The 26,244-nt window shown below is 70.7% G+C and carries 27 protein-coding genes and 1 tRNA gene; 10 read left to right on the top strand and 18 right to left on the bottom strand.

Annotated features, from left to right (window positions below):
• The first annotated feature begins 9 nt into the window (after positions 1 to 9).
• The gene (locus tag LPW41_RS16955) at positions 10 to 135 is read left to right on the top strand and encodes a hypothetical protein (RefSeq protein ID WP_260979764.1); all 126 of its coding nucleotides are present in this window, start codon (positions 10 to 12) and stop codon (positions 133 to 135) included.
• Positions 136 to 147: 12 nt separating this feature from the next.
• Here LPW41_RS16955 and LPW41_RS16655 read toward each other — a convergent pair whose 3' ends face one another.
• From LPW41_RS16655 to LPW41_RS16640, 4 genes are all read right to left on the bottom strand, one after another.
• Positions 148 to 882, bottom strand: a complete 735-nt coding sequence (locus LPW41_RS16655) for a fumarylacetoacetate hydrolase family protein (protein ID WP_230705449.1) — start codon at positions 880 to 882, stop codon at positions 148 to 150.
• 103 nt (positions 883 to 985) lie between these two features.
• Positions 986 to 2,401, bottom strand: coding sequence for an MFS transporter (locus LPW41_RS16650; RefSeq protein WP_144834290.1), 1,416 nt, complete (start codon positions 2,399 to 2,401; stop codon positions 986 to 988).
• Positions 2,402 to 2,736: 335 nt separating this feature from the next.
• Positions 2,737 to 3,531: an IclR family transcriptional regulator gene (locus tag LPW41_RS17150; RefSeq protein WP_144834289.1), complete on the bottom strand. Its 795-nt coding sequence runs from the start codon at positions 3,529 to 3,531 to the stop codon at positions 2,737 to 2,739.
• 41 nt (positions 3,532 to 3,572) lie between these two features.
• Positions 3,573 to 4,637: a D-2-hydroxyacid dehydrogenase gene (locus LPW41_RS16640; RefSeq protein ID WP_230705448.1), complete on the bottom strand. Its 1,065-nt coding sequence runs from the start codon at positions 4,635 to 4,637 to the stop codon at positions 3,573 to 3,575.
• A 99-nt stretch (positions 4,638 to 4,736) separates the two neighbouring features.
• Here LPW41_RS16640 and LPW41_RS16635 point away from each other — a divergent pair, with 99 nt between their 5' ends.
• A complete protein-coding gene (locus LPW41_RS16635) occupies positions 4,737 to 5,615 on the top strand; it encodes an NAD(P)-dependent oxidoreductase (RefSeq protein ID WP_230705447.1) in 879 nt (292 codons plus the stop codon).
• A gap of 66 nt (positions 5,616 to 5,681) precedes the next feature.
• Here LPW41_RS16635 and LPW41_RS16630 read toward each other — a convergent pair whose 3' ends face one another.
• A complete protein-coding gene (locus tag LPW41_RS16630) occupies positions 5,682 to 6,683 on the bottom strand; it encodes a zinc-binding dehydrogenase (protein ID WP_154097585.1) in 1,002 nt (333 codons plus the stop codon).
• A gap of 17 nt (positions 6,684 to 6,700) precedes the next feature.
• Positions 6,701 to 7,480, bottom strand: coding sequence for an SDR family oxidoreductase (locus tag LPW41_RS16625; RefSeq protein ID WP_154097584.1), 780 nt, complete (start codon positions 7,478 to 7,480; stop codon positions 6,701 to 6,703).
• Between the two features lie 214 nt (positions 7,481 to 7,694).
• Here LPW41_RS16625 and LPW41_RS16620 point away from each other — a divergent pair, with 214 nt between their 5' ends.
• The 6 genes from LPW41_RS16620 (at position 7,695) to LPW41_RS16595 (ending at position 13,399) form a co-directional block, all read left to right on the top strand.
• Entirely contained in the window at positions 7,695 to 8,390 is a 696-nt protein-coding gene (locus tag LPW41_RS16620; RefSeq protein ID WP_154097583.1) for a FadR/GntR family transcriptional regulator, read from the top strand.
• A 35-nt stretch (positions 8,391 to 8,425) separates the two neighbouring features.
• Positions 8,426 to 8,944 carry a gluconokinase gene (locus LPW41_RS16615; protein WP_154097582.1) on the top strand — a complete coding sequence of 173 codons (519 nt, stop codon included), beginning with the start codon at positions 8,426 to 8,428 and terminating at the stop codon, positions 8,942 to 8,944.
• Between the two features lie 88 nt (positions 8,945 to 9,032).
• Positions 9,033 to 10,628, top strand: coding sequence for an NADP-dependent phosphogluconate dehydrogenase (gene gndA / locus LPW41_RS16610; RefSeq protein WP_144834275.1), 1,596 nt, complete (start codon positions 9,033 to 9,035; stop codon positions 10,626 to 10,628).
• A gap of 16 nt (positions 10,629 to 10,644) precedes the next feature.
• The gene (locus tag LPW41_RS16605; protein ID WP_154097581.1) at positions 10,645 to 11,112 is read left to right on the top strand and encodes a VanZ family protein; all 468 of its coding nucleotides are present in this window, start codon (positions 10,645 to 10,647) and stop codon (positions 11,110 to 11,112) included.
• 5 nt (positions 11,113 to 11,117) lie between these two features.
• On the top strand, positions 11,118 to 11,852 hold the full coding sequence (locus tag LPW41_RS16600) for a response regulator transcription factor (RefSeq protein WP_144834271.1): 735 nt from the start codon (positions 11,118 to 11,120) through the stop codon (positions 11,850 to 11,852).
• Positions 11,849 to 13,399, top strand: a complete 1,551-nt coding sequence (locus tag LPW41_RS16595) for an ATP-binding protein (RefSeq protein WP_308071722.1) — start codon at positions 11,849 to 11,851, stop codon at positions 13,397 to 13,399. The genes LPW41_RS16600 and LPW41_RS16595 overlap by 4 nt, the downstream gene beginning before the upstream one ends.
• 96 nt (positions 13,400 to 13,495) lie before the next feature.
• On the opposite strand, the gene LPW41_RS16590 is transcribed toward LPW41_RS16595, so the two are convergent.
• The 7 genes from LPW41_RS16590 to LPW41_RS16560 form a co-directional block, all read right to left on the bottom strand.
• Positions 13,496 to 14,098 carry a hypothetical protein gene (locus tag LPW41_RS16590; protein WP_154097580.1) on the bottom strand — a complete coding sequence of 201 codons (603 nt, stop codon included), beginning with the start codon at positions 14,096 to 14,098 and terminating at the stop codon, positions 13,496 to 13,498.
• A gap of 44 nt (positions 14,099 to 14,142) precedes the next feature.
• A complete protein-coding gene (locus tag LPW41_RS16585) occupies positions 14,143 to 15,696 on the bottom strand; it encodes an FAD-dependent oxidoreductase (protein WP_230705446.1) in 1,554 nt (517 codons plus the stop codon).
• A complete protein-coding gene (locus LPW41_RS16580; protein WP_144834265.1) occupies positions 15,693 to 16,568 on the bottom strand; it encodes an FAD:protein FMN transferase in 876 nt (291 codons plus the stop codon). The genes LPW41_RS16585 and LPW41_RS16580 overlap by 4 nt, the downstream gene beginning before the upstream one ends.
• Before the next feature lie 5 nt (positions 16,569 to 16,573).
• Positions 16,574 to 17,065, bottom strand: coding sequence for a hypothetical protein (locus LPW41_RS16575; protein WP_144834263.1), 492 nt, complete (start codon positions 17,063 to 17,065; stop codon positions 16,574 to 16,576).
• A 268-nt stretch (positions 17,066 to 17,333) separates the two neighbouring features.
• Positions 17,334 to 18,368 (bottom strand): ribose-phosphate diphosphokinase, encoded by a 1,035-nt coding sequence (locus LPW41_RS16570; RefSeq protein ID WP_230705445.1) that lies wholly within the window; start codon positions 18,366 to 18,368, stop codon positions 17,334 to 17,336.
• The gene (gene glmU / locus LPW41_RS16565) at positions 18,358 to 19,806 is read right to left on the bottom strand and encodes a bifunctional UDP-N-acetylglucosamine diphosphorylase/glucosamine-1-phosphate N-acetyltransferase GlmU (protein WP_144834259.1); all 1,449 of its coding nucleotides are present in this window, start codon (positions 19,804 to 19,806) and stop codon (positions 18,358 to 18,360) included. The genes LPW41_RS16570 and glmU overlap by 11 nt, the downstream gene beginning before the upstream one ends.
• Before the next feature lies 1 nt (position 19,807).
• Positions 19,808 to 19,879: transfer RNA gene (locus LPW41_RS16560), tRNA-Gln, on the bottom strand.
• Positions 19,880 to 20,024: 145 nt separating this feature from the next.
• On the opposite strand from LPW41_RS16560, the gene LPW41_RS16555 reads away from it, so the two are divergent.
• Together LPW41_RS16555 and LPW41_RS16550 are read left to right on the top strand one after the other, a co-directional pair.
• On the top strand, positions 20,025 to 20,477 hold the full coding sequence (locus tag LPW41_RS16555; RefSeq protein ID WP_144834339.1) for a MarR family winged helix-turn-helix transcriptional regulator: 453 nt from the start codon (positions 20,025 to 20,027) through the stop codon (positions 20,475 to 20,477).
• A complete protein-coding gene (locus LPW41_RS16550; protein WP_144834257.1) occupies positions 20,474 to 20,986 on the top strand; it encodes a hypothetical protein in 513 nt (170 codons plus the stop codon). Before LPW41_RS16555 ends, LPW41_RS16550 begins: the two co-directional genes overlap by 4 nt.
• Before the next feature lie 27 nt (positions 20,987 to 21,013).
• On the opposite strand, the gene LPW41_RS16545 is transcribed toward LPW41_RS16550, so the two are convergent.
• From LPW41_RS16545 to LPW41_RS16525, 5 genes are all read right to left on the bottom strand, one after another.
• Positions 21,014 to 22,807 (bottom strand): ABC-F family ATP-binding cassette domain-containing protein, encoded by a 1,794-nt coding sequence (locus tag LPW41_RS16545; RefSeq protein ID WP_230705444.1) that lies wholly within the window; start codon positions 22,805 to 22,807, stop codon positions 21,014 to 21,016.
• Positions 22,808 to 23,024: 217 nt separating this feature from the next.
• A complete protein-coding gene (locus LPW41_RS16540; protein ID WP_144834253.1) occupies positions 23,025 to 23,942 on the bottom strand; it encodes an ABC transporter substrate-binding protein in 918 nt (305 codons plus the stop codon).
• Positions 23,943 to 23,981: 39 nt separating this feature from the next.
• The gene (locus tag LPW41_RS16535) at positions 23,982 to 24,740 is read right to left on the bottom strand and encodes an ABC transporter permease (RefSeq protein WP_154097574.1); all 759 of its coding nucleotides are present in this window, start codon (positions 24,738 to 24,740) and stop codon (positions 23,982 to 23,984) included.
• Positions 24,737 to 25,417: an ABC transporter permease gene (locus tag LPW41_RS16530; protein WP_230705443.1), complete on the bottom strand. Its 681-nt coding sequence runs from the start codon at positions 25,415 to 25,417 to the stop codon at positions 24,737 to 24,739. Before LPW41_RS16530 ends, LPW41_RS16535 begins: the two co-directional genes overlap by 4 nt.
• Complete coding sequence (locus LPW41_RS16525) at positions 25,414 to 26,238, bottom strand: ABC transporter ATP-binding protein (RefSeq protein WP_154097573.1); 825 nt, start codon at positions 26,236 to 26,238, stop codon at positions 25,414 to 25,416. The genes LPW41_RS16530 and LPW41_RS16525 overlap by 4 nt, the downstream gene beginning before the upstream one ends.
• Positions 26,239 to 26,244: the final 6 nt, after the last annotated feature.

Here is a 26,244-nt window from a genome sequence, read left to right as displayed (position 1 = left end):
AGGATCATCATGGACAGCGGCTTCTTCTCTCACGTCGTGCTCTGGGTCATCGGCGGCATCGCGACCATCGGCGGCATCGGCGCGATCGGGGCCCTCTTCTCGCTCGGCCGCAACGCGTCCTACAAGAAGCACTGACGCACCGCCGCCCTACGACGTCGGCGTCGTGAGCCGCAGGCCCGCGACGACGACCTCCACCGTCTCCCCCGGACGGACCGGCGCCTGCGAGAACGGCGCCCCCATCATCACGACGTCGCCCGGCCCCAGCGTGGTCCAGCCCGCGACGTAGGCGAGGCACTCGCGCAGCGACATCGGCAGGCGGTTCGACGACGTCTCGGCACGCACCTCGCCGTCGTCCGACAGCCGCATCGGCAGATCGTCGTCGATCGAGAGCGCGCTGTCGATCCAGGGCCCGAGCGGGGTGTACCCCTGCCCCGACTTCGACTCGAAGTTGCGGGGATCGAACGCGGCGCGATCGGGGCTCGACAGATCGTTCACCGCGGTGATGCCGAGGACGTACTCGTGCGCCGTCTCGACGGTGAGACCCGTCGTGTCGCGACCGATCACCACCGCCACCTCCGCCTCGGCCACCGTCACGCCGGCGTCCCGGCGCAGTCGGACGGGGGCTCCGGATGCCGTGACCGTGCGCGGACTCTTCAGCCACGCCTGCACGGGAGAGGCGTGGTCCGGTCCGTTCTGCGCGATGCCGACGACGACCGTGGGCACGCACGGGGCCAAGAGGACCCCCGTGATCGCGTCACCCTCGTCGGCGGGGATGACACCCGCCTCGAACGCGGCGAAGGGGTCGCCGATCGGGACGAAGGTCGTGCCCTCGACGCGGACCGTGCGCGGCCCCTGGGCCGTCTTGAGTCGAGCGATCCGCATCAGCGCACCGCCTCGGCGACCTCGGCGCGGAACACGCTCGGGGGTCCCGCGGGGAGCGCCGGCGCCCCCACCAGGCTGCCGACGCTCCCCCGCTCGTCGCGCGTCACCGGATCGTCCGGACGGTCACGGTCGTGGCATCCACGCCCTCGCCGGCTTCTTCGCGCGAGACCTTGATCGCATCGTCGGTGCGCGTGAGGTCGCGGCGCAGCGTCTCGGGCACGAGGAAGGTCGATGCGGTGGTGATGAGAGCCAGGGTGCCCATGTAGATCGCCAGCAGCAGCCAGTTCGCCCCGCTCACGGCGATGATGTACGCGCCCAGGACTCCGGCGAGGCCACCGGCGAGCACCGCGGAGATCTCACGGGCCATCGCGACACCGAGGTAGCGGTGACGGTTGCCGAAGAGCTCGGGGAGCATCGCGCACTGGGGTCCGAGCATCGAGTTGACGGCGACGCCGATGCCGATCGCGATGACCGCGATGGTGATCGGGTAGCTGCCGAGCGAGATCAGCCACCAGGCCGGGAAGGTGAAGACCAGCATGAACACCGCGCCCATGCGGTAGACCGTGCGGCGCCCCATGCGGTCGGACAGGGCACCCGAGAGCGGGACCGAGAAGACGCCGATGAGCGAGCCGAGGGTGACACCCCAGGTGAGCAGGCTGCGGTCGGCCTGGCCGCCGACCGAGGCGACGAAGAAGGTCAGCGCGAGCGTGTTGAACATGTACGACCCGCCGTTCTCGGCCATGCGCAGGCCGATGCCGACGATGATGCCCGGCAGACCCCGCGTGAAGATGTCGCGGATCGGGCGCTCGGCGATCTGATCGTGCTTCTCGAGCTCGATGAAGGTCGGCGTCTCACGCAGGCGCATGCGGATGAACAGCGCGAGCAGGATCAGCACGAACGAGGCCAGGAACGGCACGCGCCAGCCCCAGCTGAGCAGCTGGTCTTCGGGCAGCAGCGAGATGAGGCTGAAGACGACCGCCGCCAGGAGGGTTCCCGCCTGGATGCCGATGAAGGGCAGGGCCGAGAAGAAGCCGCGGCGCTTGACCGGGGCGTACTCGGCCATCAGGACCGTGGCCCCGGCCTGCTCGGCGCCGGCGCCGAAGCCCTGCAGCAGACGCATGATCACGAGGAGGATCGGCGCGAGGACGCCGACCGCCTCGTACGTCGGCAGCAGGCCGATCGCCGTGGACGCTCCGCCCATCAACAGGATCGTGATGACCAGCACCCACTTACGGCCGAGCTTGTCGCCGAGGACGCCGAAGAACAGACCGCCGAAGGGACGGGCGAGGAAGCCCACGCCGTAGGTCGCGAAGGCCGCGACCGTGGCGAGGGCGGGGTCGTCCTGCGAGAAGAACAGGACGTTGAAGATCAGGGCCGTCGAGAGGCCGTAGAGCGCGAAGTCGAAGTACTCGAGCGCGCTGCCGATGCTCGAGGCGAGCGTGGCGCGGCGGAGGTTCGCTGCGTATTCGGGGTCATCCGTCGGCTGCGTCGTCGTGGTGGATGAAGTGGTCACGGCCATCTCCTTCGATCGGCTGGGGTCTTGCGACTGGGCCGACTGTACCAACGGAGTGGACGGAGTTCAATATATTGGACAGAATCCGAACGACACCGTGCCCGGGTCCGCGGGTTTGGGGCGTGATTCGTCGTTCGGGGCGGAGATTCTCCGCCCCGAACGACGGAATCCGCCCCGAACCCCGGAGGCGCAGCGCAGAGACCAATCCGCGCGTACGGCGGGGCCGAGCGCATCGAGCAGATCGGCGGCGCGGCGGGTCGACGAAGGCGAGACGGGCTGACGGGTTGGCCGGCGACGCAGGTCAGCGCCCGCGCCGAGCGGAGCGGTCGGCCCGCGTCGGGTCAGCGACCGCGGGACGCGCTGAACGGGTTGGTCAGCGCCGCGGCGGCCTCGCGCAGCGCGGCGCCGACGCGCGCGATGCGCTCGGGCGTGGCATCCGCCACCGGAAGACCCACGCCCAGAGCCAGCTGCGGGTCGCCGGGCGCCCACCCCTCGAGAGGGACGGCGACCCCCACGATGCCGCGGAACGACTCCTCTTCGTCGACCGACCAGCCGCGCTCGCGCGAGGCGGCGATCTTGGCGATCACCGCATCGACGTCGAGGGTGCTGTGGTCGGTGAGCTTGGGCAGCGGGCGGCCGCGCGTGAGGAGAGCCCGCACGTCGTCGTCGGTGCGCGTCATCAGCAGCGCCCGGCCCGTCGCCGAGAGCGCCGCCGGGAGGCGCGAGCCGAGGGGCGTGCCCATGCGGATCGATCGAGACCCCTCGTAGCGGGCGAGGTAGAGGGCGTCGGCGTCATCGAGCACCGCGACCTGCACGAGCTCGGCCGCGAGCACCGGCGACGACTCGCACACAGCGTAGAACTCGCGCACCTGATTGAACTGCGCGGCGAAGGCGCCGCCGAGTTCGGCGGTGCGGATGCCGAGACGGTAGCCGAGGGGGACGCGCTCGATCATGCGCGCTGCTTCGAGCGAGAGGCAGATGTTCGCCGTCGACGACTTCGCCAGGCCCAGGCCCGCGGCGAGCTCGGTGAGGGTCAGGGTGCGCCCCGCCTCGGCGAGCAGGCCCAGGAGTCGGATGCTGCGCCCCACGGCCGGTGCCGGATCACGCGCGATCTCACTCACGTCGTCGTCGCTCACCGCGGCCCCCTCATCTTGCCGGCGTCACAGGTCGCGACACCTCAGTAGAACTCGACCGTATCGACAACCGCTCGCATCGGCTCGCCGTCGAGCAGGCGCGTGGCGTTCTCCGCGAAGCGGCGGGCGATGCGCTCCTCTTCTTTACTGCTGAGCGCGGCGGTGTGCGGGCTCACCAGGACCGACGGATGCCGCCACAGCGGCGAATCCTCGGGAAGGGGCTCCACCTCGAACACGTCGAGCGCGGCGAACGACACCCGGCCGTCGTCGAGGGCGGCGAGCAGGGCTTCTTCGTCGATCACGGTGCCCCGCCCCACGCTGGCGAGGATGACGCCGGGCTTCACCGCGGCGAGCACGTCGGCGCCGATGAGGTGGTGCGTCTCGTCCGTGCCGGGAAGGGTGACGACGATGGCATCCACCTCGGCGACGGCCGCGACGAGGTCGTCGAGCGGAACGAGTCGGTCGACCCCCTCGACGGGGGCTCCACTGCGGGTGGTCCCCCACACCTCGGCACCCAGGGCGTGGAAGCGTCGGGCGCACTCGGCGCCGATTCCGCCGAGGCCGACCACGAGCACGGTCATCTCGTCGACCTGGCGCATCTCCCAGCGTTCGCTCCAGTGCTTCTCGGCCTGGTCGCGCGCGAGGCGAGGCAGGCCCTTGGCCCCGGCCATCACCCCGAAGACCGCGAACTCGGCGAGGGGGCCGCCGTGCACGCCCGCGCTGGTGGTGAAGGTGACGCGATCGAGGGCCTCGCGGTCGAGATCGGCGGCCTTGACCTGTCCCCCGCCTCCGGCGGCGGTCGTCATCACCCAGCGCAGACGCGGGTTCGCCGCGACCGTGCGGGCGAGGGCGGCGGGGTCGACGTCGGGGATGCCGAAGAGCGCCTCCGCGGAATCGACCATCTCGTCGAAGGCCCGCTGCTGTTCGGCGGTACGCTCGTGGTCCGGGTCGCCCGACCAGTCGGCCGGTCCGCGCATCGGGTGCGTGAGCGAAGGATCGCGCACGAGCTCGAGACGCGGCTCGAGGCGTTCGATGAGCCGGCAGTGCTCTTCTTTCAGGGGCACCGCGACCACCGCGCGAAGACTGGACCGTGTCGACATCGTCGTCATTCCCTTCGCCGCCGCGGGTGGACCGCGACGGTCTCTTTCGAATTCTGTTCACCATATTGAACCCTGTACAACCTGTTGTCCAGCCGGTATGTTCGGTTCATGACAACGCTCGATGACGTGCGACTCGGCGTGTGGGGCCTCGGCGCCATGGGCGAGCCGATGGCCTCGCACCTGCTCTCCGCCCGCGCATCCCTCACCGTTCACGCGCGGCGCGAGAGACCCGGTCTCACCGGAGCCGGAGCCGTCTGGGCTCCCACCGCCCGCGAGCTGGCGGAGGCGACGGATGCCGTGCTGGTGATGCTCCCCGACCTCCCCCAGCTCGAAGAGCACCTCGACGGCCCCGACGGGCTGCTCGCCGGCGTCGGCGGACGGGACTTCCTGCTCCTGATCGGGTCGACGTCGTCGCCCGTCGGCGTCCGCGAGCTCGCCGATCGGCTGCCCGACGGCATCCGGATCGTGGACTGCCCCGTGTCGGGCGGCGAAGACGGCGCGAAGGCCGGGACCCTGTCGATCATGCTCGGCGGCGACGAGGCCGACACCGATCGGGCGGCCGCCCTGCTCGCCCCGTGCGGCACCCCCGTGCGGCTCGGGCCCCTCGGCGCGGGCGAGGTGGCGAAGGCCTGCAACCAGATGGTGGTGGCGGCGACGATCCTCGCGCTGGGCGAGGCGACCGAGCTGGCCGCGCGATCCGGCGTCGACCCCGCCGCCCTCTGGGAGCTGCTCGGCGGCGGGTACGCCGGGTCGAACCTGCTGCAGAGCCGACGCGAGAAGCTCGTCACCGGCGACGACTCCCCCAGCGGCGTCGCCTCGTACATGGTGAAAGACCTGCGCTTCGCCGCCGACATCGCCGAGGCCACCTCCACGTTGCCCGCTCTGCTGCCCGCGCTGCGCGCCGCCTTCGACGAGATCGTCGAGCGCGACCTGGGCGACCGCGACATCGCCGTGACGCGCCGGTTCACCGCCGAACGCAGCTCCTGACGCGGGAACCACTCCGAAAATGACGAAGCGGAGCGACCCGAGGGCCGCTCCGCTTCGTCGTATCAGTCAGAGGGCGAAGACGACCTTGCCCGACCGCTCGGAGTCGCGCGCGACGGCGAAGGCCTCGTCGGCATCCGTCACCGCGAACTCGTGCGTGATCGCACTCTCGATCGCCGGGTTCGCCGCGAGCAGCTCCACGGCCGCGTCGATCTCGTCGCGGAAGCGGAAGGCACCGAAGTAGCGCACCTCCTTCGAGATGAACGGCGCGAGGTTCACGGGCCGCGCGTCGTCGGGCAGCATGCCGACCTGCACGACCGTGCCGCCCGCGCGCACCGCCTTCAGGGCCGTGGAGATCGAGACGGGCACGCCCGAGCATTCGAGGACCACCGCGTAGGCACCGGCCTCGACGGCCTCGGTCGAGACGTCGATCGTCGCCTGGGCGCCGAGGGCCCGAGCGCGTTCGAGAGGACCCGCGAGCACATCGGTCGCGGTGACGCGCGCCCCCGCGGCGGTGGCTGCGGCGACGGCCATCAGGCCGATGGGCCCGGATCCGGTGACCAGCACCTCGAGACCCTCCACCGGGCCCGCCTTGCCGAGGGCGTGCAGAGCGACAGCGAGCGGCTCGGCGAGCACGGCCCGACGCACCGGCAGCTCGGTCGGCAGCGGGCGCACCATGCCGCTCTCGACGATCAGGTACTCGGATGCCGCGCCCTGGGTGTGCGGCCAGGTGGAGGCACTGCCGAGGTACGAACCCCCGGGCCACAGGTGCGGAGCGTCTTCGATGCCCTCGCGCGGCGTGCCGAACCGAGCGGGGTGCACGGTCACGGGCGTTCCCGGAGCGAGCGCCCCCGAGGGGTCGAGATCGACCGTGCCGGAGAGCTCGTGCCCGGGCACGAGCGGCTCGCGCACCACGAACGCGCCGTTGGCGCCGTCGAAGAAGTAGTGCAGGTCGGATCCACAGATGCCGACGTAGGCGACCCGCAGACGGACCTGGCCCTCCTCCGGCTCGGGGACGGCGACCTCGCGCACGGCGGCGGTGCGAGCCGACTCGATCAGCAGCGATTTCATGGTGTGCTCCTCCACGATCAGACGACCGCCGTCATTCCGCCGTCGACGAAGATGTTCTGCCCCGACACGAAGCTCGAGGCGTCGGACGCCAGGAAGAGCAGCGCCCCGCGCAGCTCGTCGAAGTCGCCCCAGCGGGCGGCCGGCGTGCGCTGGGTCAGCCAACGAGTGAACTCGGGGTCGTCGACGAGGTCGCGGTTCATCTCGGTCGCGAAGTACCCCGGGCTGAGGGCGTTGACCTGGATGCCGTGGCGCGCGAGGTCGGCCGCCATGCCGGCGGTCAGCTGCGCGACGCCGCCCTTGGTGGCCGAGTACGGCGCGATCGTCTGGCGCGCCAGGCGCGACTGCACCGAGGCGACGTTGACGACCTTGCCGGAGCCGCGCGCGACCATCGCGGGGGTGACGAAACGCGAGACGTAGAAGACGCCCGACAGGTTGGCCGCGACGATGTCGTCCCAGTCCGACACCGCGAACTCGTGGATCGGCGCGCGGCGCTGGACGCCGGCGTTGTTGACGAGGATGTCGGGCACGCCGACCGCCTCCACGACTCCCCCGGCCGCGGCCTCGACGGCCGCGGCATCCGTGACGTCGAACACGACGGCGTGGGCGGGGCGACCCGACAGCTCCTCAGCCTCGGCGCGGGTGCGCTCCACGGCATCCGCGTCCCGACCGTGCACGATCACGCGGGCGCCGCCGCGCGCGAGGGTGAGGGCCAGCGCGCGGCCGAGGCCCCGCGACGAGCCGGTGACGAGCGCGAGCCGATCGGAGACGTCGAACAGGTCGGCGTTCGAGCCCGTCACAGCAGCGCCCCGATGCCGAAGACGGCCAGGGCGCGCTGGGGCGCAATGTCGAGTGTGTCAGTCCAGTCGTCCATGAGATCTCCGTTGATTCGAGGCGTCGGACGCGTTGCGGGAATGCCGTCAGCCCTGCGCCCTGCGAAGCGGTCGTCGCATCTTTGCATAATAATCATATCTTTGCCAAGATTAGGTCGTACCTAAGACCCGAGGAGGGGTAATGGCTCGAGCGACGCACGGCTCGCTGGTCGACGCGATCGGCATCCGCATCGTCGACGGCGATCTGCCGCCCGGTACCGTCCTGACCCTCGCCGCCCTCGAGGCCGAGTACGCCGTTTCGCGCACCGTCGTGCGCGAGGCCGTCCGCTCCCTCGAAGCGCTGGGCCTCCTGTCCCAGCGCCGCCGCGTCGGACTCACCGTGCGCGAGCCCGAGCACTGGAGCGCCCTCGACACCCGCCTCATCGGGTGGCAGCTCGCAGGTCGCCGGCGCGACCAGCTGATCGTCAACACCACCGAGCTCCGCGCGGCGGTCGAACCCGTCGCCGCCCGCCTGAGCGCTCGGCGCGCCACCGACATCCAGCGCGGCGAGATTCTGCGTCTGGCCGACGAGCTCGCCCGCCTCGGTGCGGCCGGCCTCGGCAACTCCCCCGAGTACCTCGCGGCCGACATCGCCTTCCACGACCTCATCCTCATCTCGAGCGGCAACCTCATGCTGGCCGCCGCCCGCGCCCCCATCGCCGCCGCGATCGGGGGACGAGCGATGCACGGGCTCACCCCGGGGGTCCCGAACCCCGACGCCCTCGACAACCACGTCGCCACGGCCGAGGCCATCGGACGCGCCGACGCCGACGCCGCCGAGGAGCACACGCGCCTGTACGTCGCCGCCGTGCTCACCGAAGTGCGCCGCACCATCTGATTCCGACCCGTCCGCTTTCGACGAAGAGAGATTCCATGACCGCTCCCGTTCCCGTCCTGGTCTTCATGGGCCCCGCCGGCACCGGCAAGTCCACCGTCGCCGGCATGCTCGCCGGCCGTCTCGGCTGGGACTTCCAAGAGGGCGACGACCTGCATCCCGCCGAGAACGTCGCCAAGATGGCATCCGGTCACGCCCTCACCGACGACGACCGCTGGCCCTGGCTCGACCGCGTCGCCGCGTGGATCGACGGGCGGATCGCCGCCGGTCGCCCGGGCATCATCACGTGCTCGGCCCTCAAGCACAGCTACCGCGACGTGCTGCGCCGCGACGACGTCACCTTCGTGCTGCTGATGGGCGACCCGAAGCTCGTTCTCGAGCGCCTGCTGCGCCGCCAGGGCCACTACATGCCGCCCTCGCTGCTCACCTCGCAGTTCGAGACGCTGGAGATGCCGGATGCCGACGAGCAGGCGATCCGCGTCGACCTCGACCTGACCCCGGCCGAGCAGGTGCAGGAGGTCATCGACCTGCTTCAGCTCACCCATACCCCCTCCTGAAACACACGCGGGCCGAGCCGATAAAGTGGCGGAGGCGGCCCGCGTGAGCCCGCCCACCCCTTCCTCGCACCTGAACACGGAGCAACGAATGACGTCGACCCCCTCCCCGACCGGACCCTCGAGCGACCAGGATCAGGCCCCGCACACGGCCGCACAGGTGCACGAGGGTGCACCCGGCATCGAAGAGGTGGATCGTCCCACCGCCGAGGCCGACTCCCGCCCCCAGGGCGAGGGCGACGGCCGCGCCAACATCGGCGTCGTGGGCCTCGCGGTCATGGGCTCGAACCTCGCCCGCAACCTCGCGAGCCGCGAGGGCAACACGGTTGCGATCTTCAACCGCAGCAAGGACAAGACCGAGCACGTGCTCGAGCAGCACCCCGAAGCGAACTTCGTCGCCTCGTTCTCGTACGAGGACTTCGCCGCGTCGCTGTCGAAGCCGCGCACCGCGATCATCATGGTCAAGGCCGGCCGCCCCACCGACTTCGTCATCGACGAGCTCGTCAAGGTCTTCGAACCCGGCGACATCATCGTCGACGGCGGCAACGCGCTGTTCACCGATACTATCCGCCGCGAGAAGGCCGTGCGCGACACCGGCATCAACTTCGTCGGCATGGGCGTCTCGGGCGGCGAAGAGGGTGCCCTCCGCGGCCCCTCGATCATGCCCGGCGGCTCCGACGAGGCCTGGGCCACGCTCGGCCCGATCCTGAAGTCGATCGCCGCGGTCGCCGAGGGCGAGCCCTGCGTCACGCACGTCGGCCACGACGGCGCCGGCCACTTCGTCAAGATGGTGCACAACGGCATCGAGTACGCCGACATGCAGCTCATCGCCGAGGCCTACGACCTCATTCGCCGCGCCACGGGCAAGAGCCCGGCCGAGATCGCCGACGTGTTCGCCGAGTGGAACCGCGGCGAGCTCGAGTCGTACCTCATCGAGATCACCGCCGAGGTGCTGCGCCAGACCGACGCCGACACGGGCAAGCCCCTCGTCGACGTGATCCTCGACCAGGCCGGCGCCAAGGGCACCGGCGCGTGGACCGTGCAGACCGCCCTCGACCTGGGCGTGCCCGTGTCGGGCATCGCCGAGGCCACCTTCGCGCGGTCGCTGTCGAGCCACCCCGAGCAGCGCTCGGTCTCGCGCGAGCTCCCCGGCCCCTCGGGCACCGAGGTGCTGTCGGGAGAGGACGCCGACGCGTTCATCGAGCAGGTGCGCCTGGCGCTGTACGCCTCGAAGATCGTCGCCTACTCGCAGGGCTTCGACGAGATCCGCGCCGGTGCCGCCCAGTACGACTGGAGCATCGACCTGGGTGCCGTATCGAAGATCTGGCGCGGCGGCTGCATCATCCGCGCGCAGTTCCTCAACCGCATCGCCGAGGCGTACGACGCCGAGGCCGAGCTGCCGGTGCTGCTGACCGCTCCGTACTTCGTCGAGGCGCTCGGCCGCGCGCAGGACGCGTGGCGCCACATCGTGTCGCTGTCGGCTGCCAGTGGCATCCCGGCCCCCGCCTTCAGCTCGTCGCTGGCGTACTACGACGGCCTGCGCGCCGAGCGTCTGCCCGCCGCCCTCATCCAGGGCCAGCGCGACTTCTTCGGTGCGCACACCTACCGCCGCATCGACAAGGAGGGCACGTTCCACACCCTCTGGTCGGGCGACCGCACCGAGATCGAAGCCGAAGACACCCACTGATCGCGGGATTCCGACAGTGACGAAGCGGCGGCGGGCATGGCTCGTCGCCGCTTCGTGCGTCTACGCGGTCGCGGTGTGGTGGATGACGCTGCGACCGTCGATCTACGACCCCGAGGTCGGCGGCCTGCTGGCCCGGGTCCTCGCGGCTCTGCAGCTGTCGCCCCTGACGTCGTGGATCACGTTCGACGTCGTGGAGTCGGCCTCGAACGTCGCGATGTTCGTGCCGCTCGGCGTGCTGGGGATCGCCTGGGGCGGGCGGTGGTGGCACGGCCTCGTGCTGGGGACGGCGGTGTCGAGCGCGATCGAGCTGTGCCAGCTGCTGTTCCTCCCCACCCGGGTGGCCGATCTGCGCGACGTCGCGGCGAACACCCTGGGCGCGGCGATCGGGGTGGGTCTGATGCTCGTTCTCAGCCGGGCGCGACGCAGCTCACAGCATTCCCATAACGCTCGCCATAGAAAGCTCATAGATACGAGCGCACAATGAGTTCCATGACCGCGACCGCCGCCGCCCCCGCCTTCACCCGCCCCGACGGGAGCGCCCTGCGCGTGCTCGTCGTCGATGACGAGCAGATGCTCACCGACCTGTTGTCGATGGCGCTGCGCATGGAGGGCTGGGACGTGCGCACCGCCGGCTCGGGCTTCGACGCCCTGTCGGCCGCCCGGGATTTCGAACCGGATGCCATGGTGCTCGATATCATGATGCCCGACCTCGACGGCATGGCCGTGCTGCAGCGCCTGCGCCATTCGGGCAACGACGTGCCGGTGCTGTTCCTCACCGCGAAGGACGCGGTCGCCGACCGCGTGGCCGGCCTCACCGCGGGCGGCGACGACTACGTGACGAAGCCCTTCAGCCTCGAAGAGGTCGTGGCGCGCCTGCGCGGCCTGATGCGTCGTGCCGGTACCGCCCTCACCCGCGACTCAGAGCCGATCCTGCGCGTGGGCGACCTGTCGCTGAACGAGGACAGCCACGAGGTCGTGCGCGGCGACCGCGAGATCGAGCTGACCGCGACCGAGTTCGAGCTTCTGCGCTTCCTCATGCGCAACCAGCGTCGCGTGGTGTCGAAGGCGCAGATCCTCGACCGCGTGTGGAACTACGACTTCGGCGGGCGCTCGAGCGTCGTCGAGCTGTACATCTCGTACCTGCGCAAGAAGATCGACGCGGGCCACGAGCCGCTGATCCACACCGTGCGCGGCGTCGGCTACATGATCAAAGCTCCGCAGTGAGCCTTCCCCCGCGCCCCGCTCCCCCCGTCCCGCCCGAGCCCCGCGAATCGCTGCGGGCGCGCCTGCGCCGACCGTGGACGCTGCAGGCGCGGTTGATGACCGCCGTGATCGGCATGGTCGCGTTCATCCTCGTGATGATCGGCATCTCCACCAGCGCGATCTTGAGCCAGGTGCTGTACACCAACCTCGACGCCTCGGTGACCGAGACGGCATCCGGCCTTCAACCCCGCGTCGTGTTCCAGGACACCGCCGACGAGGTGCTCGAATCGGGCCGGTTCCCGACCGGCACGCTTCTGGTGATGAACTCGCGCTCCGGCTACACGGCCGCCGTCGTCGCCGACGAGGGTGTGCGCGCCCTCTCGACCGACGACCTCGGGCAGATCGTCGATAGTCTGCGCACGGCCGACCCCACGCCGACGGTCGACCTGCCGAACCTCGGCGAGTACCTCGTGCGGCTGTACCCCACGCCGGGCAGCGACGCCGTCTTCCTGGTGGGCCTGCCCCTCTCGAACGTCACCGGCACGATCGGTGCGATCCTCACCACCGTCGCGCTCGTCACTGCCGGCGGTCTGCTCCTGCGGGCCGTCGTCATCGCCGTCGTGATCCGCCTCGGTCTGCGCCCCCTGCGCGCCGTGGCAGAGACGGCGACGCGTGTCGCCTCGTTGCGCATGGAAGAAGGCGACATCTCGATCGACGAGCGCGTGCCCGCTGACCTCGTCGACGAGCACACCGAGACGGGACAGGTGGCCGCCGCCCTCAACACCCTGCTCGATCGCGTCGACGCCTCGCTCACCGCGCGCCAGCGAAACGAGGAGCTCATGCGTCGCTTCGTCGCCGACGCGAGCCACGAGTTGCGCACCCCCTTGGCCTCCATCCGCGGCTTCAGCGAGCTGTCGCTGCGCGCGATGCGTCAGGCGCAGGACGACGAGAGCCGCCAGCGCACGGCCCTGGCCGTGGAGACCACCGAGCAGTCGCTCGAGCGCATCCAGGCCCAGTCGTTGCGGATGACCACGCTCGTCGAAGACCTGCTGCTGCTCGCCCGCCTCGACGAGGGGCAGGAGCTGGTCTACGGCTCGGTGGACCTCACGCGGCTCGCCGTCGAGGCCGTCGGCGACGCGCGCCCCGCCGGCCCGGACCACTCGTGGACGATCGACGTGCCCGACACCCCCGTCGAGCTCGCCGGCGACGCCTCACGCCTCCACCAGGTGATCGCGAACCTGCTCGCCAACGCCCGCACCCACACTCCCGCCGGGAGCGTGGTGAACGTCTCGGTCGCGCACGAAGGCGCCGAGGCGGTGCTGCGGGTGCACGACAACGGGCCCGGAATCGACCCCTCGGTCGCCTCGCAGCTGTTCGAGCGCTTCGCCCGCGGCGACCGCTCGCGCGACCGCAAGACCGGTGGCACGGGCCTGGGCCTGTCGATCGCGCGGGCGATCGTCGACGCGCACCGCGGCACGATCACGGTGACCAGTTCGCCCGGCGACACGACCTTCGAGGTGCGCCTCCCCGCCAAGCCGGCCGACCCCGCGGGCGCGGCGACGGCCTGAGACGTCCCGCGGACTCGGCGGGTCCGTTGCGGGCGCGGCGACGGCCTGAGCAGAAGACGGCTCCGGATGCCGAGACTCAGGCGCTCAGCGCTCGCCTCAGCCCCACAGCGGCTTCACCGACGGCGCGAGAGCGGCGATCCGCCCGCCGTCGAGGACGACCCGCGACTCGCCGATGCCGAACGCCGGCCACTGCACGACGAGTTCGAGCGGCCCCTCGGGGGGAAGCGGGTGGACCCAGAGCTGATTGCGCATCGTGTAGCGGTCGTCGTCACCGCTCCCGCTGCCGCCGTTGACGCGCATCGTGTGCCGGTCGGGGTCGGCGTCGAAGGGCGCACCGAAGCGATCCTCGGCGAACAGCCGCGTGCCGTCGCCGAGTACGAGACCCCAGCGCAGGCGATCGGGCGCGAGCGCGCCCCTCCCCCAGTGCTGCGCGAACATCTCATGCACCTGACGCCAGTCGCCTTCGTCGATCGAACCGCGCCGCAGGTGACGATCGATCAGCAGTTCGATGCCGTCGGAGAAGACCCGGACACCCGTCAGCGCGATGACGACGTTCTCTCCGCGCGCGATCACCTCGGACACGGCGAACAGCACGGGCAGCTCGTCGGCGGACGGCTCGAACGACGGGTTGCGCTCTCGACGCGGCTCGACGGGCGGCTCGGTGGCGGGCGGGTCGGCGGGGAAGAATCCGGGCTCCATGCCCCCACTCTCCCCGACGCCGGCCGCGCTCGCCACCTTCTTCGTCAGTACCCCGCGAACGCGTCGGTGGTCAGCGACTTCGCTTTCGACAGGGCCGGGGCGAGTGCGGAGATGAGCCGCGGCGGGCCCGACACATAAGCCGCGCGCTGCGCGAGGTCGGGCACCGCGCGCACGAGCGACGAGGCGTCGACGCGGTCCGGCCCCGCCCACTCCCAGCCCGCCGGCAGGTCACGCGGTTCGTCGCGCGAGAAGACGACGACGCGGATGCCGCTGGCGGCGATGTCGTCGCGGAACGCGAGCTCCTCGGCATCCGACACCACGTACACCAGCACGACGTCGCGCTGCTGATCGGTGGCCACGAGGTGACGCAGCTGCGAGACGAACGGCGTCACGCCGATGCCCGCCGCCACCAGCAGGACGGGTGCCGTGGGCCGCGACGGCAGCACGAAATCGCCCCACACGCCCGTCACCGCGAGGGTCGAGCCCGGCTCGACCGCCGCGAGGGCGCGTTTGTACGACGACTGCGAGCCGTCTTTGAAAGCGATCCGCACCTCGGGCAGGTCTTCGGGGGCCGAAGCGATCGAGAACTCGCGGCGGGTCCCGCGTCCGTCGGGCTTGCGGTGCGGCACGTCGAGCTCGAGGTACTGCCCGGGCGAGAACGAGAACGGACGCGCGGCGCGGAAGGTCAGCTCGCGCACCGTGGGGGTGAGGTCGCGGCGCCCCTCGACCTGCAGGCGCACGGCAGCGCGCAGGCAGAACAGGAAGGCCACGAGGTTGCCGACCAGCAGGGCGCGCTCCTGACCGAGCGTGACCTCGCCGACGGGGATCGGCCAGCCGGCGAGCACGCCCACCAGCACCGCCACGACGTACTGCTGCATCCGCCGCGGCGGCAGGGTCAGGGGCTCCGACAGCATGAACGCCCCGAGGAACAGGAACGGCGACGAGAACGCCACCTGCAGCAGCACGCTCGGCACATCGACGGGGAAGCCCGCCGCCTGGAACTGCACGCTCGTGCGCGTGAACGCCACCGCCATCGCGACGCCCCAGAAGACCACGACGATCGGGAGCTTGTCGGTGCGCAGCAGCAAGAGCACCCCGAGCACGAGCACGGGCGCAGCGAGCCACGGCGACCCCACCCACCACGCCGAGGAGCCCAGGTCGGGCGCCCAGATGCTGACGATCGTGAGCACCGACGCGCCGGTGGCAGCCGGGTTGAAGATGTGCCGGCCCCGCCACACGAGGAGGTACTTCGACGCGGATGCCACGACCCCGGCCAGCGCGAGTCCGGCGAGTCCCACCGGCTCGAGCGTGGGCCGCAGCACGAACAACAGGATCGCGGCCGTGATGAGCGAGGACTCCACACGCCGCGGCATCCGGAGCACGCCCTGCGCGACCAGGTCCGTCGCCACGCACGCGAGGGCGAGCACGACGGCGCTCGCGACCAGTTCGAGCGGCTCGGGGACGACGAGGCCGGCGAACGACAGCACGAGCGAGATCACCGCGAGCAGGCCGAGAGAGGCCATGACCAGGCGGTACATCGACACGCGGCCGATCAGACCGAGCACGCGGGTCGAGCCCGCGGTGAGCGTGACGCTCATGAGAACACTTCTCCTTCGAATCCGGGCGACCACTCCACGCGGCCGTCGGTGCGCATGCGAACCCACTGCGCGTTCCACGAGGCCGCGAGGCGCGGGCCACCGTCGAAGAACAACGCGGTGGCCAGGGCGTCGGCGTGCATCGCGGTGTCGGCGAGGGCCCAGGTCGCCGCGAACGCGTTCACCGGCGCACCGGTGCGGGCGTCGAGAACGTGGTGCAGGCCCTCGCCCCACGCGCGACGGTTGATGGCCGAGGCCGCCAGCGCGCCATCGGTCACGGTGGCGATACCGATCGCGCGCGAGGCGTCGTACGGGTGCTCGAGACCGACCCGCACGGGCTCCCCGCGAACGGCCAGATCGCCCGAGGCGTCGACGACGACATCGCCCTCCACGTGGGCGGTGACCACGTCGAGCACCAGGTCGACGAGTCGCCCCTTGCCGAGAGCACCGACGTCGATCGTGGCCGGGGCGCCCAGCGACAGCGTGTCGCCCCAGGTGAGCAGATCGCGCCACGCGGGCGCGGGCTGCGGCCCTCCCCACGGGGCGAGGGTGAGGCGCGCGTCGTAGCCGAGGCGCGCCAGCGCGTCGCCGACCAACGGGTTCACGGCCCCGGCGGTCGCCTCGTCGAGCTCGCGGTAGAGCGAGAGCATGGCATCCGCGTCGCTCGGAGCGGGAACGGATGCCGCGCGCCCCTCGGCCAGCTCCGACACGAGCGAGTCGGCACGGAACCTCGACCATTCGCGGTCGAAACGCTCGATGACGGCCGACACGGCGTCGCGGGCGACCGTGGGCAGCTCGGCCGCCGTGTCGATCGCCCACGACGTGCCGATCGCGTCGAACGCCCAGGTCGAGGCCGTCGCGGTCGGGGTGACCATGATCGTCAGGCCTTGGCCTCGGTCTTGATCGTGTCGACCGCCTTGTTGAAGCCGCCGCTGGTCAGCGACGAACCGGCGACCTTGCTGACCGACAGCTCGTCGAGCTTCTTGCCGACGACCTCGCTCTGGATGCCGCCGATGAACTCGCCCTGGTAGCGCTTGGATTCCGCGGCCTGGGGGTCTCCGGTCACCTCAACGGCGGTGACGGTGTCGCCGGCCACCGTGAGGGTGACGTCGATCGTCTCGACGCTCTCGGGGGTCGCGTACTGCCCGGTGGCCTCGTACGTGCCGTCCTTGTACGCACCCGACGTGCTCGAGGCGTCGGCGGCCGCGCTGGTCGACGGCGCCGAGCTCGCCGCGGGGGCGGCCTCGCTCGCGGCGGGGGCCGCGGCGTCCGACGTGCCGCCGGAGCAGCCGGCGAGCGTGACGATGCCGGCCACGCCCAACAGGGCGGTTCCGACGCGGACGGGACGGGGTACGGCTGTGGTGCGGATCATGAGGGTCCTCCTTCGGTCGTGCCTCGCGGCTCGGTCGAGCTCACGCTAGGGACACGACCTTGACGGCGAGCGGGTTCACACATTTGTGCCACCTGTGAGCGCTCGGTGCGCCGTCGTGCGGACGAGACGGTCGACACGCCCCCTCGCTAGCCGTCGGGACCGGCGTGTCGGCCCCGGAGTCCGCACGACGGCGCACGCGCGGCCTTCGAACGAACCCAGCCGCCTCCCCCGGAGGGCAGGCGGCTGGGAATGGTCGATCGGGAACTTGCTACGCGTCGCCGCCGAACATGCTCGTGACCGAGCCGTCTTCGAAGACCTCGTGGATCGCGCGCGCCAGCAGCGGCGCGATCGGCAGGACGGTGAGCCGGTCGAACCGACGCTCGGCGGAGATCGGGATGGTGTCGGTGACGACGACCTCGTCGATCGCGGGATCCTGCAGACGCTCGGTGGCCGGGTCGCTGAAGATCGCGTGCGTCGCCGCGACGATGACCTTGCGGGCACCCGACGCCTTGAGCGCCTGGGCGGCCTTCTGGATCGTGCCGCCGGTGTCGATCATGTCGTCGACGAGCAGGCAGGTGCGGCCCTTCACGTCACCGACGATCTCGTGCACCGAAACCTGGTTGGCGACCTTCGGGTCACGACGCTTGTGGATGATCGCCAGGGGCGCGCCCAGGCTGTCCGACCAGGTGTCGGCCACGCGCACGCGGCCCATGTCGGGCGAGACCACCGTGAGGGTCTCGCGGTCTTCGGTCGACAGGCCCTGCTCGAAGTGCTCGAGCAGCACCGGCTTGGCGAAGAGGTGGTCGACGGGACCGTCGAAGAAGCCCTGGATCTGCGCGGCGTGCAGGTCGACGCTCATGACGCGGTCGGCGCCGGCGGTCTTGAGCAGGTCGGCGACGAGGCGCGCGCTGATGGGCTCGCGGCCGCGACCCTTCTTGTCCTGACGCGAGTACGGGAAGTACGGGGCGACCACCGTGATGCGCTTGGCCGAGGCGCGCTTGAGCGCGTCGAGCATGATGAGCAGCTCCATGAGCCACTCGTTGACCGGAGGGCCGAACGACTGGATGACGAACACGTCGCAGCCGCGGATCGACACCTCGAAGCGGGTGTAGATCTCGCCCGAGGCGAAGGTGCGGTGCTCGGTGGGGGCGAGCTCGGTGCCCAGGTGCTGCGTGACCTGCGCGGCGAGCTCGGGGTGCGACCGACCCGAGGCGACGACGAGCCGCTTCTTGGTCTTGGCGACGAGCCCGGGGGCGATGCCGTTGTCGCGGTCGAGGTCTACACGATTCTTCTTACGAGCCATCGGCCGCTTCCTGTTCAGCCCGAGCCCGCGCAGCCACGTCGGCCGCAGCGGTGCCCGGTCGGTTCTTCTCGACCCACCCCTCGATGTTGCGCTGGGGGGACACGCTGAGCGCCAGAGCACCGGCCGGAACGTCCTTGCGGATGACCGCACCGGCACCTGTCTTGGCACCGGCTCCAATCGTAACCGGCGCGACGAAGACGTTGTGCGATCCGCTGTGAACCTGGTCGCCGATGACGGTGCGGTGCTTGGCGACATCGTCGTAGTTCGCGGTGATCGCGCCGGCGCCGAGGTTGACCCCGCGGCCGATCTCGGTGTCGCCGATGTACGACAGGTGGGGCACCTTGCTGCCCTCGCCGATCGAGGAGTTCTTCACCTCGACGAAGGTGCCGACCTTACCGTTCACGCCGACGCGCGCGTTGGCGCGGAGGTAGGCGAACGGGCCGACGGTGGCGCCGGCCTCGACGACCGCGAGCGTGCCGTCGGTGCGGGTCACGGTGGCGTTCTCGCCCACCTCGCAGTCGGTCAGGCTCGTGTCGGGGCCGATGGTCGCGCCCGAGGCGATGGCTGTGGCGCCGCGCACGTGCGTGTTCGGCAGGATCGTGACGTCGGGGGCGAGCGTCGCGGTGACGTCGATCCACGTGGTGGCGGGGTCGACGACGGTGACGCCCTCGAGCTGCCAGCGGCGCACCGTGCGCGCGTTGAGGGTGCGGCCGGCCTCGGACAACTGCACGCGGTCGTTCACGCCGAGCGCCGCGGAGGCGTCGCGGGTGACGGATGCCGCGACCCCGAGCTCGGCCTCGCGCAGCAGGGCGACGACGTCGGTGAGGTACTTCTCGCCCTGCGCGTTGGCGGTGCCCACGCGCGCGAGCTGCGTGCGCAGCGGTGACGCCTGGAACACGTACACGCCGACGTTGATCTCGGTGACCGCGGCCTCTTCGGCCGAGGCGTCCTTCTGCTCGACGATGCGGCTCACGCCGTCGGTGTGATCGCGCAGGATGCGGCCGTAGCCGAAGGGCTCGTCGACGCGCGCGCTCAACAGCGTCACGGCGGTCCCGCCGGAGCGGTGGGTGGCGAGCAGCTCGGTGAGGGTGCCGGTCTCGAGCAGCGGGACGTCGGCACTGAGCACGAGGACGTCGCCCTCGAAGCCGTCGAGCGCGTCGAGGGCGACCTCGACCGCGCGCCCCGTGCCGGGCACCTCGTCCTGATCGACGACGACGACGCCGGGAGCGAGCTCCGACACCGTCTCGGCGACGAGCTCGCGCTCGTGCCGCACGACGACGACGATGCGCGCCGGGTCGAGCGAGGCGGCGGTGTCGAGCACGTGCCCGACGAGCGGGCGACCGCCCACCGGATGCAGCACCTTGGGGGTGCGCGACTTCATACGGGTGCCTTGACCCGCGGCGAGGACGACGACGGCCAGCTCGGTCGATGATGTCATGCTCCGCCGCCAGGATTCGAACCTGGACCTAACAGCTCCAAAGGCTGTCGTGCTGCCGTTACACCACGGCGGACCGCGCCCGAGGGCACCGGTCAAGTCTGCCAGACGCGGGCCCCACCGATGAGGGGCGCGCTGTCGCGACGCGGTGGGCTGGCCATAATGAGAGCGTGAGCACGAGCCAGGACAGCGACGAGGTCGACCGCATCGTCGAGGCCTGGATGCGTCAGCGCCCCGACCTCGACTTCTCGCCCCTCGAGGTGCTCTCCCGCGTCGCGCGCCTGTCGCGCCATCTCGACATCGCCCGCAAAGAGGCCTTCCGCCGCAGCGACATCGAGTCGTGGGAGTGGGACGTGCTCTCGGCCCTGCGCCGCGCGGGCGAGCCGTACCAGCTGAGCCCCAAGCAGCTGCTGCAGCAGACCCTCGTCTCGAGCGGCACGATGACCAACCGCATCGATCGCTTGGTGGCCCGCCGGTTCGTGCGCCGCGAGGCCGATCCCGGCGACGGACGCAGCATCCTGGTCACGCTCACCGAAGACGGACGCGTGCGGGTGGATGCCGCGATCACGCGCCTGGTCGACGCCGAGGCCCTGCTGCTCGACGGGCTCGCCCGCAACGACCGCGACCGCCTCGCCACGCTGCTGCGCAAGCTCAGCCTGGGGTTCGACGCGTGAGCGCGCCGACGGACGCCCCCACCCGCTGGCAGCGGGTGAAGTCGTGGTTCGACGTACGCTTCCGCTCCCCCGCCGCCATCTACGGCCTCATCGTGTTCGCGGCGTTCGTGACCATCGCCGACGACCACGCCGATTCCGTCGGCGAGGTGCTGCTGAGCGCCGCCACCTCGCTCGTCGTCTTCTTCATCGCCCACGTGTTCGCCCACACGCTCACCGAGCACGCCGATCACGGTCTGCGGCACGCGACCCGCGAGGGCATGCGGCACGGCGCGGGCATGCTCTACGCCTCGGTCCCCTCGGTGCTCGTGCTGCTCATCGCGGGCGCGACGGGCGTGTCGGTCGACGACGCGGCCGACCTGAGCATGTGGTCGACCTTCATCGTGCTCGCCCTGCTGGGCTACAACGCCTACCGCCGTCGCGGCGCGGGCCTCGCGGGCCGACTGCTCGGGGCGTTCGCCACCGCGTGCCTGGGGGTCTTCATCGTGCTACTGGAGTACGCGATCCACTGACGCGCACGAAGGCGGTTCCGGATGCCGTCAGCCGATCGTCTCGGTGAGCTCGAACCACCGCATCTCGAGCTCGTCGCGCTCGCCCTCGAGAGCGGAGATGCGCTGCATCTCCTTGCCGAGCCCCTCGTAGTCCGCCTGGTCGTGGTCGACGAGCGCGGCCTTGGCCTTGTCGATCTGCTGCTGCAGCTTCTCGATGCGCCGCTCGGTGGCAGAGGCCTCCTTCTGCGCGGCACGGAGTTCCGCGCCCTGCAGGCCCGGAGTCGAGGCGGAACCGCCGGTCGACGCGGACCGCGTCGGCTCGGCATCCTGCATCGCCCGAAGACGGAGGTATTCGTCGACTCCTCCGGGGAGGTGCCGGAGCTTGGCGTCGAGGATCGCGTACTGCTGGTCGGTGACGCGCTCGAGGAAGTAGCGGTCGTGCGAGACGACGAGGAGGGTGCCCGACCACGAGTCGAGCAGGTCTTCCATCGCAGCGAGCATGTCGGTGTCGAGGTCGTTGGTGGGCTCGTCGAGGATCAGCACGTTCGGCTGGTCGAGGATGACCAGCAGCAGCTGGAGGCGCCGCTTCTGCCCACCCGAGAGGTCTTTCACCGGCGTCGACAGCTGCGCGCTCGAGAAGCCGAGTCGCTCGAGAAGCTGACCTGGAGTGAGCTCCTGCGACTTCGAGCCGGCACCGAAGGCGTAGGTCGTGCGGAGTCCCGCGATGACGACGCGCACCGGGTCGTTCAGGTGCTGGTCGAGCTCGTCGAGCCGCTGGGTGAGGGTGGCGACCTTGACCGTCTTGCCACGCTTGACGCGGCCGCTCGTCGGCTCGAGCGATCCGGTGACGAGGCTCAACAGCGTGGACTTGCCCGCGCCGTTCACGCCCAGGATGCCGGTGCGCTCGCCCGGCGCGATGCGCCACTCGACGTCCTTCAGCACCGTCTTGTCGCCGAAGGAGACGCCCGCGTCGAGCAGGTCGACGACGTCCTTGCCCAGCCGCGCGACCGCGAGGGACTGCAGGGCCACCTTGTCGCGGATCTCGGGCACGTCGGCGATGAGCTCGTTCGCCGCGTCGATGCGGAACTTCGGCTTCGAGGTGCGCGCCGGGGCGCCGCGGCGCAGCCACGCGAGCTCTTTGCGCGCGAGGTTCTGCCGGCGCTGCTCGATCGACGCCGCCTGGCGGTCGCGCTCGACGCGCTGCAGGATGTACGCCGCGTACCCGCCCTCGAACGGCTCGACGGTGCGGTCGTGCACCTCCCAGGTCGCGGTGCAGATCTCGTCGAGGAACCACCGGTCGTGCGTGACGACGAGCAGGCCGCCCGCCGAGGGCGCCCACCGCTTCTTGAGGTGGGCGGCGAGCCAGGTGATGGCCTCGACGTCGAGGTGGTTGGTGGGCTCGTCGAGGAACAGCACGTCCCAGTCGCCCGAGAGCAGCTTCGCCAACGCGACGCGGCGGCGCTGACCACCCGAGAGGTCGCCGAGACGGGCGTCCCACGGCAGGTCGCCGAGCAGTCCCGCGATCACGTCGCGCGTGCGGGAGTCGCCCGCCCACTCGTGCTCGGCGCGATCTCCGACCACCGCGTGGCCGATCGTGTCATCGTCGTCAAGGGTGTCCTGCTGGTCGAGTACACCGACGGTGACCCCGCCGCGCACGGTCACGCGACCGCCGTCGGGTTCGCGGATGCCGGCGAGCATGCCGAGCAGACTCGACTTGCCGTCACCGTTGCGGCCGACGATACCGATGCGATCGCCCTCGTTCACGCCGAGCGAGACGGAGTCGAAGACGACCTTGGTCGGGTATTCCAGGTGCAGGGCTTCGCCCCCGAGCAGATGTGCCATATCCGTCCCAGGCTACGCGGTGCCCGGGGCGTCGGCATCCGCCCGCCTTTTCCGCGCGAAGCGCTCGGACGCGGGCCCCTCCTTCGCGCCGAGACGGCAACCCGCTGACAACGGGGCTGCACCCTGACATCGACATGTCAGCGAGATGCAGTCTCGCGGGCGAAAACGACGCGGGGCCGCCCGGCGAACCGGACGACCCCGCGTGAGCGGTACGGGCTCAGAAGCCGTTGGCCGAGAGCCACTCCTTGGCGATGTCGGGCGTCGACTCCTCGTCGACCGTGGACTTCACGTTCAGCTCGACGAGTCCCTCAGGGGTGAGCGCGGCGCTGACCTTGTTCAGCACGTCCGACACCTCGGACGCGACGTTCGAGTTGACGACCGGTACCACGTTGGACGCGAGGAACAGGCCCTTCGGGTCGGTCAGGGTGACGAGGTCGTCGGTCTGGATGCGAGGCTCCGACGTGTACACGTTCGCGACCTGCACGGTGCCGGCGACCAGGTCGTCGACGGTGGTCTCGCCGGTTGCCGAGAACTGCACCTTCACGCCGTAGGTCGACTCGAGTCCGGCGGGCCCGTACGGGCGCTCGGCGAGCTCGGCGTTGCCGCCCAGGGTGAGCCCCGTCGTCACCTTTGCGAGGTCGGCGATGCTGGTCAGGCCGTTCGCGTCGGCGAACGCCTTCGTGACCGTGTAGGAGTCCTGGTCGGTCGCGGACGACTGGTCGAGGACCTCGAGGCCCTCGGGGAGGGCCGCCGGCAGCGCCGCATACACATCGTCTGCGGTGCGCGCGGTGGTGTCCTTCTCGAAGAACTGCAGGAGGTTGCCGGTGTACTCCGGGAAGACCGAGACGGTGCCGTCTTCAAGGAGCGGGATGTACGCGTCGCGCTGACCGATCTGGAACTGGCGCGTCACGGTCTTGCCGGCGCCCTCGAGGGCCTGGGCGTAGATCTCGGCGATGATCTCATTCGAGTAGTACGCCTGCGATCCGACGACGATGGTGTCGGACGAGCCGCTGGCGGCGCCGCCGCCGTTGCTCAGCGGGTCGGACGAGCCGCCGCTGCAGCCTGCGAAGGCAAGCGAGGCGACCGCGAGGCCGGCGATCAGGCCGAGGCCCTTGGTGGTTCGTGCTGTGAACATGGGTGCTCTCTTTTCTGGTGGTTCGGGAGTCGGGTGGGGTCAGGGCGCGGTCGGCGGTGCAGCCGGGGCACCCACGGCGATGGCCTCCGCGCGTCGCTGTCGTGCGGATCGACGCTGCGGCTGCGCAGCACCGGCCGCGCGGATGCCGCGGGGTACGACCAGGTGCTGGAGGAGGGCGAAGAGACCGTCGATCACCAGGGCCAGCACGGCCACGAGAATGGCGCCGCCGATGAGGATGTCGAAGCGGCGCAGCGGGATGGCGGCGATGATGTACTGGCCAAGTCCACCGAGGCCGATGTAGGCCGCGATCGTGACGGTTGCGAGCACCTGCAGGGTCGCCGCGCGGATGCCTCCGACGAGCAGGGGGAGCCCGAGGGGCACCTCGATGCGCCAGAACACCTGCGTCTCGGTCATCCCCATCGAACGTCCCGCGTCGATGACGCGGCGGTCGATCGCCTCGAAGCCGGTGTACGCGCCCGCGAGCAGCGACGGGATGGCGAGCACGATGAACGAGATGACCGCCGCTTCGGGCTTGTGCAGCACTCCCAGCAGCAGGGTCAGCAGGATGAGGAGACCGAACGAGGGGATCGCCCGCGCGGCCCCGGAGATCGCGACGGCGGTCTCGCGCCCCTTGCCGGTGTGACCGATGAACCAGCCGAGGGGGATGGCGATCGCGCCGGCGATGACCATCGCGATGAGCGTGTACAGCAGCTGGCCTGCGATGGCGACCGGGATGGGGTCGAACTGCCCCGTGTCGCCGCCGAAGATCCATCCGATCGCGTCGCCGATGAGGTTCATGCCTTCACCAACGTCCGGTTGCCCTGCCGGGACACGGTCTTCGCTCCCCGCGTCCAGGGCATGAGAAGCCGTCCCGCCACGACGAGGAGCAGGTCGATGACCAGAGCGAGAACGACGACCGCGATCACGCCCGCGAAGACTTCAGGGATGATGCGCCGCTGCAACCCGTTGGTGAAGAGATAGCCGATGTTCTGGATGCCGACGAGGATGCCCACCGTCGCCAGCGCGATTGTGCTCGCGGAAGCCACGCGGAGCCCGGCGAGGACGACCGGACCGGCCAGGGGGAAGTCCACGGCCACGAAGCGCCGGAGCGACCCGTAGCCGATCGCAGTGGAGGCTTGGCGAACCCCCGCGTCGACCGAGTCGAGGCCGTCGGCCACCGCTCGCACGAGGATCGCCACGGCGTAGATGGCCAGCGCCACGACGAGGTTCGTCTCGCTGACGATGCTGTACCACCCGGTCACGACGGGTACCAGGATGAGAAGGGCCAGCGACGGGATCGTGTAGAGCAGCCCGGTGATGGTGATGACACTGCTGCGCACCAGGCGGTACCGCCAGGCCACCCACCCGAGCGGAATGCTGATGACGAAACCGACCACGAGCGCAATGAGGCTCTGCCGCAGGTGCACGACGGTCAGCTGCGCGATGAGGTCGAGGTTGTTCCCTACCCAATTCACGGGTGAGCATCCTCCACGATCGCGCCCTGCGTGCGCCCCTCCGCATCGACCACGACCGTGCCGGTCGGCGTCTGCTTCAGGTGCAGCGCGCGCTTACCCTTGACCGCGCCGATGAAGCTGGCCACGAAGTCGCTCGCGGGGTTCTCGATGATCTCGCTGGGGGTGCCGACCTGGGCGATCTTGGCACCCTTCTCGAGGATCACGACCTGGTCGCCGAGCAGGAACGCCTCATCGATGTCGTGCGTGACGAAGACGATCGTCTTGCCGATGTCGCGCTGCAGGCGGAGGAGCTCCTGCTGCAGTTCGTCGCGCACGATCGGGTCGACGGCGCCGAACGGCTCGTCCATGAGCAGGATGTTGGGGTCGGCCGCGAGCCCCCGGGCGACACCGACGCGCTGCTGCTGGCCGCCCGAGAGCTGGCTCGGGTACCGGTCGGCCATGGCCGTGTCGAGACCGACGGTGGTCATGAGCTCGAGCGCACGCGCACGAGCGGCCTTGCGGCTCTGGCCCTGCAGCACGGGGACCGTGGAGATGTTGTCGGCCACGGTGAAGTGCGGCATGAGCCCGGAATTCTGCATGACGTAGCCGATGCTGCGACGCAACTGCACGGCGGGCTTGCCGCCGATGTCGGCACCGTCGATCTGGATCGTGCCCGACGAGGGTTCGACCATGCGGTTGATCATGCGCAGCAGCGTCGTCTTGCCGCAGCCGGACGACCCGACGAACACGGTGGTCTGGCGCGAGGGGATGACGAGGTTGAAGTCGTCGACGGCGCGCGTGCCGTCGGGAAACATCTTCGAGACGGCGGAGAACTCGATCATGTGACT

This window comes from Microbacterium sp. JC 701, assembly GCF_021026215.1.
Taxonomy (GTDB): Bacteria; Actinomycetota; Actinomycetes; order Actinomycetales; family Microbacteriaceae; genus Microbacterium; species Microbacterium algihabitans.
Note: the sequence above shows the minus strand (reverse complement) of the source record. Positions and strands in the feature narration are given on the sequence as shown.

Bases quoted from the DNA above. Each gene is read 5' to 3' on its own strand.
- LPW41_RS16575 (WP_144834263.1), bottom strand. From the start codon at position 17,065: ATGATCCGCACCACAGCCGTACCCCGTCCCGTCCGCGTCGGAACCGCC.
- glmU (WP_144834259.1), bottom strand. From the start codon at position 19,806: ATGACATCATCGACCGAGCTGGCCGTCGTCGTCCTCGCCGCGGGTCAA.
- LPW41_RS16525 (WP_154097573.1), bottom strand. From the start codon at position 26,238: ATGATCGAGTTCTCCGCCGTCTCGAAGATGTTTCCCGACGGCACGCGC.
- LPW41_RS16570 (WP_230705445.1), bottom strand. From the start codon at position 18,368: ATGGCTCGTAAGAAGAATCGTGTAGACCTCGACCGCGACAACGGCATC.
- gndA (WP_144834275.1), top strand. From the start codon at position 9,033: ATGACGTCGACCCCCTCCCCGACCGGACCCTCGAGCGACCAGGATCAG.
- LPW41_RS16635 (WP_230705447.1), top strand. From the start codon at position 4,737: ATGACAACGCTCGATGACGTGCGACTCGGCGTGTGGGGCCTCGGCGCC.
- LPW41_RS16620 (WP_154097583.1), top strand. From the start codon at position 7,695: ATGGCTCGAGCGACGCACGGCTCGCTGGTCGACGCGATCGGCATCCGC.
- LPW41_RS16955 (WP_260979764.1), top strand. From the start codon at position 10: ATGGACAGCGGCTTCTTCTCTCACGTCGTGCTCTGGGTCATCGGCGGC.
- LPW41_RS16545 (WP_230705444.1), bottom strand. From the start codon at position 22,807: ATGGCACATCTGCTCGGGGGCGAAGCCCTGCACCTGGAATACCCGACC.
- LPW41_RS16650 (WP_144834290.1), bottom strand. From the start codon at position 2,401: ATGGCCGTGACCACTTCATCCACCACGACGACGCAGCCGACGGATGAC.
- LPW41_RS16580 (WP_144834265.1), bottom strand. From the start codon at position 16,568: ATGGTCACCCCGACCGCGACGGCCTCGACCTGGGCGTTCGACGCGATC.
- LPW41_RS16640 (WP_230705448.1), bottom strand. From the start codon at position 4,637: ATGACGACGATGTCGACACGGTCCAGTCTTCGCGCGGTGGTCGCGGTG.
- LPW41_RS16600 (WP_144834271.1), top strand. From the start codon at position 11,118: ATGACCGCGACCGCCGCCGCCCCCGCCTTCACCCGCCCCGACGGGAGC.
- LPW41_RS16585 (WP_230705446.1), bottom strand. From the start codon at position 15,696: ATGAGCGTCACGCTCACCGCGGGCTCGACCCGCGTGCTCGGTCTGATC.
- LPW41_RS16540 (WP_144834253.1), bottom strand. From the start codon at position 23,942: ATGTTCACAGCACGAACCACCAAGGGCCTCGGCCTGATCGCCGGCCTC.
- LPW41_RS16555 (WP_144834339.1), top strand. From the start codon at position 20,025: ATGCGTCAGCGCCCCGACCTCGACTTCTCGCCCCTCGAGGTGCTCTCC.
- LPW41_RS16615 (WP_154097582.1), top strand. From the start codon at position 8,426: ATGACCGCTCCCGTTCCCGTCCTGGTCTTCATGGGCCCCGCCGGCACC.
- LPW41_RS16535 (WP_154097574.1), bottom strand. From the start codon at position 24,740: ATGAACCTCATCGGCGACGCGATCGGATGGATCTTCGGCGGCGACACG.
- LPW41_RS16590 (WP_154097580.1), bottom strand. From the start codon at position 14,098: ATGGAGCCCGGATTCTTCCCCGCCGACCCGCCCGCCACCGAGCCGCCC.
- LPW41_RS16630 (WP_154097585.1), bottom strand. From the start codon at position 6,683: ATGAAATCGCTGCTGATCGAGTCGGCTCGCACCGCCGCCGTGCGCGAG.
- LPW41_RS16655 (WP_230705449.1), bottom strand. From the start codon at position 882: ATGCGGATCGCTCGACTCAAGACGGCCCAGGGGCCGCGCACGGTCCGC.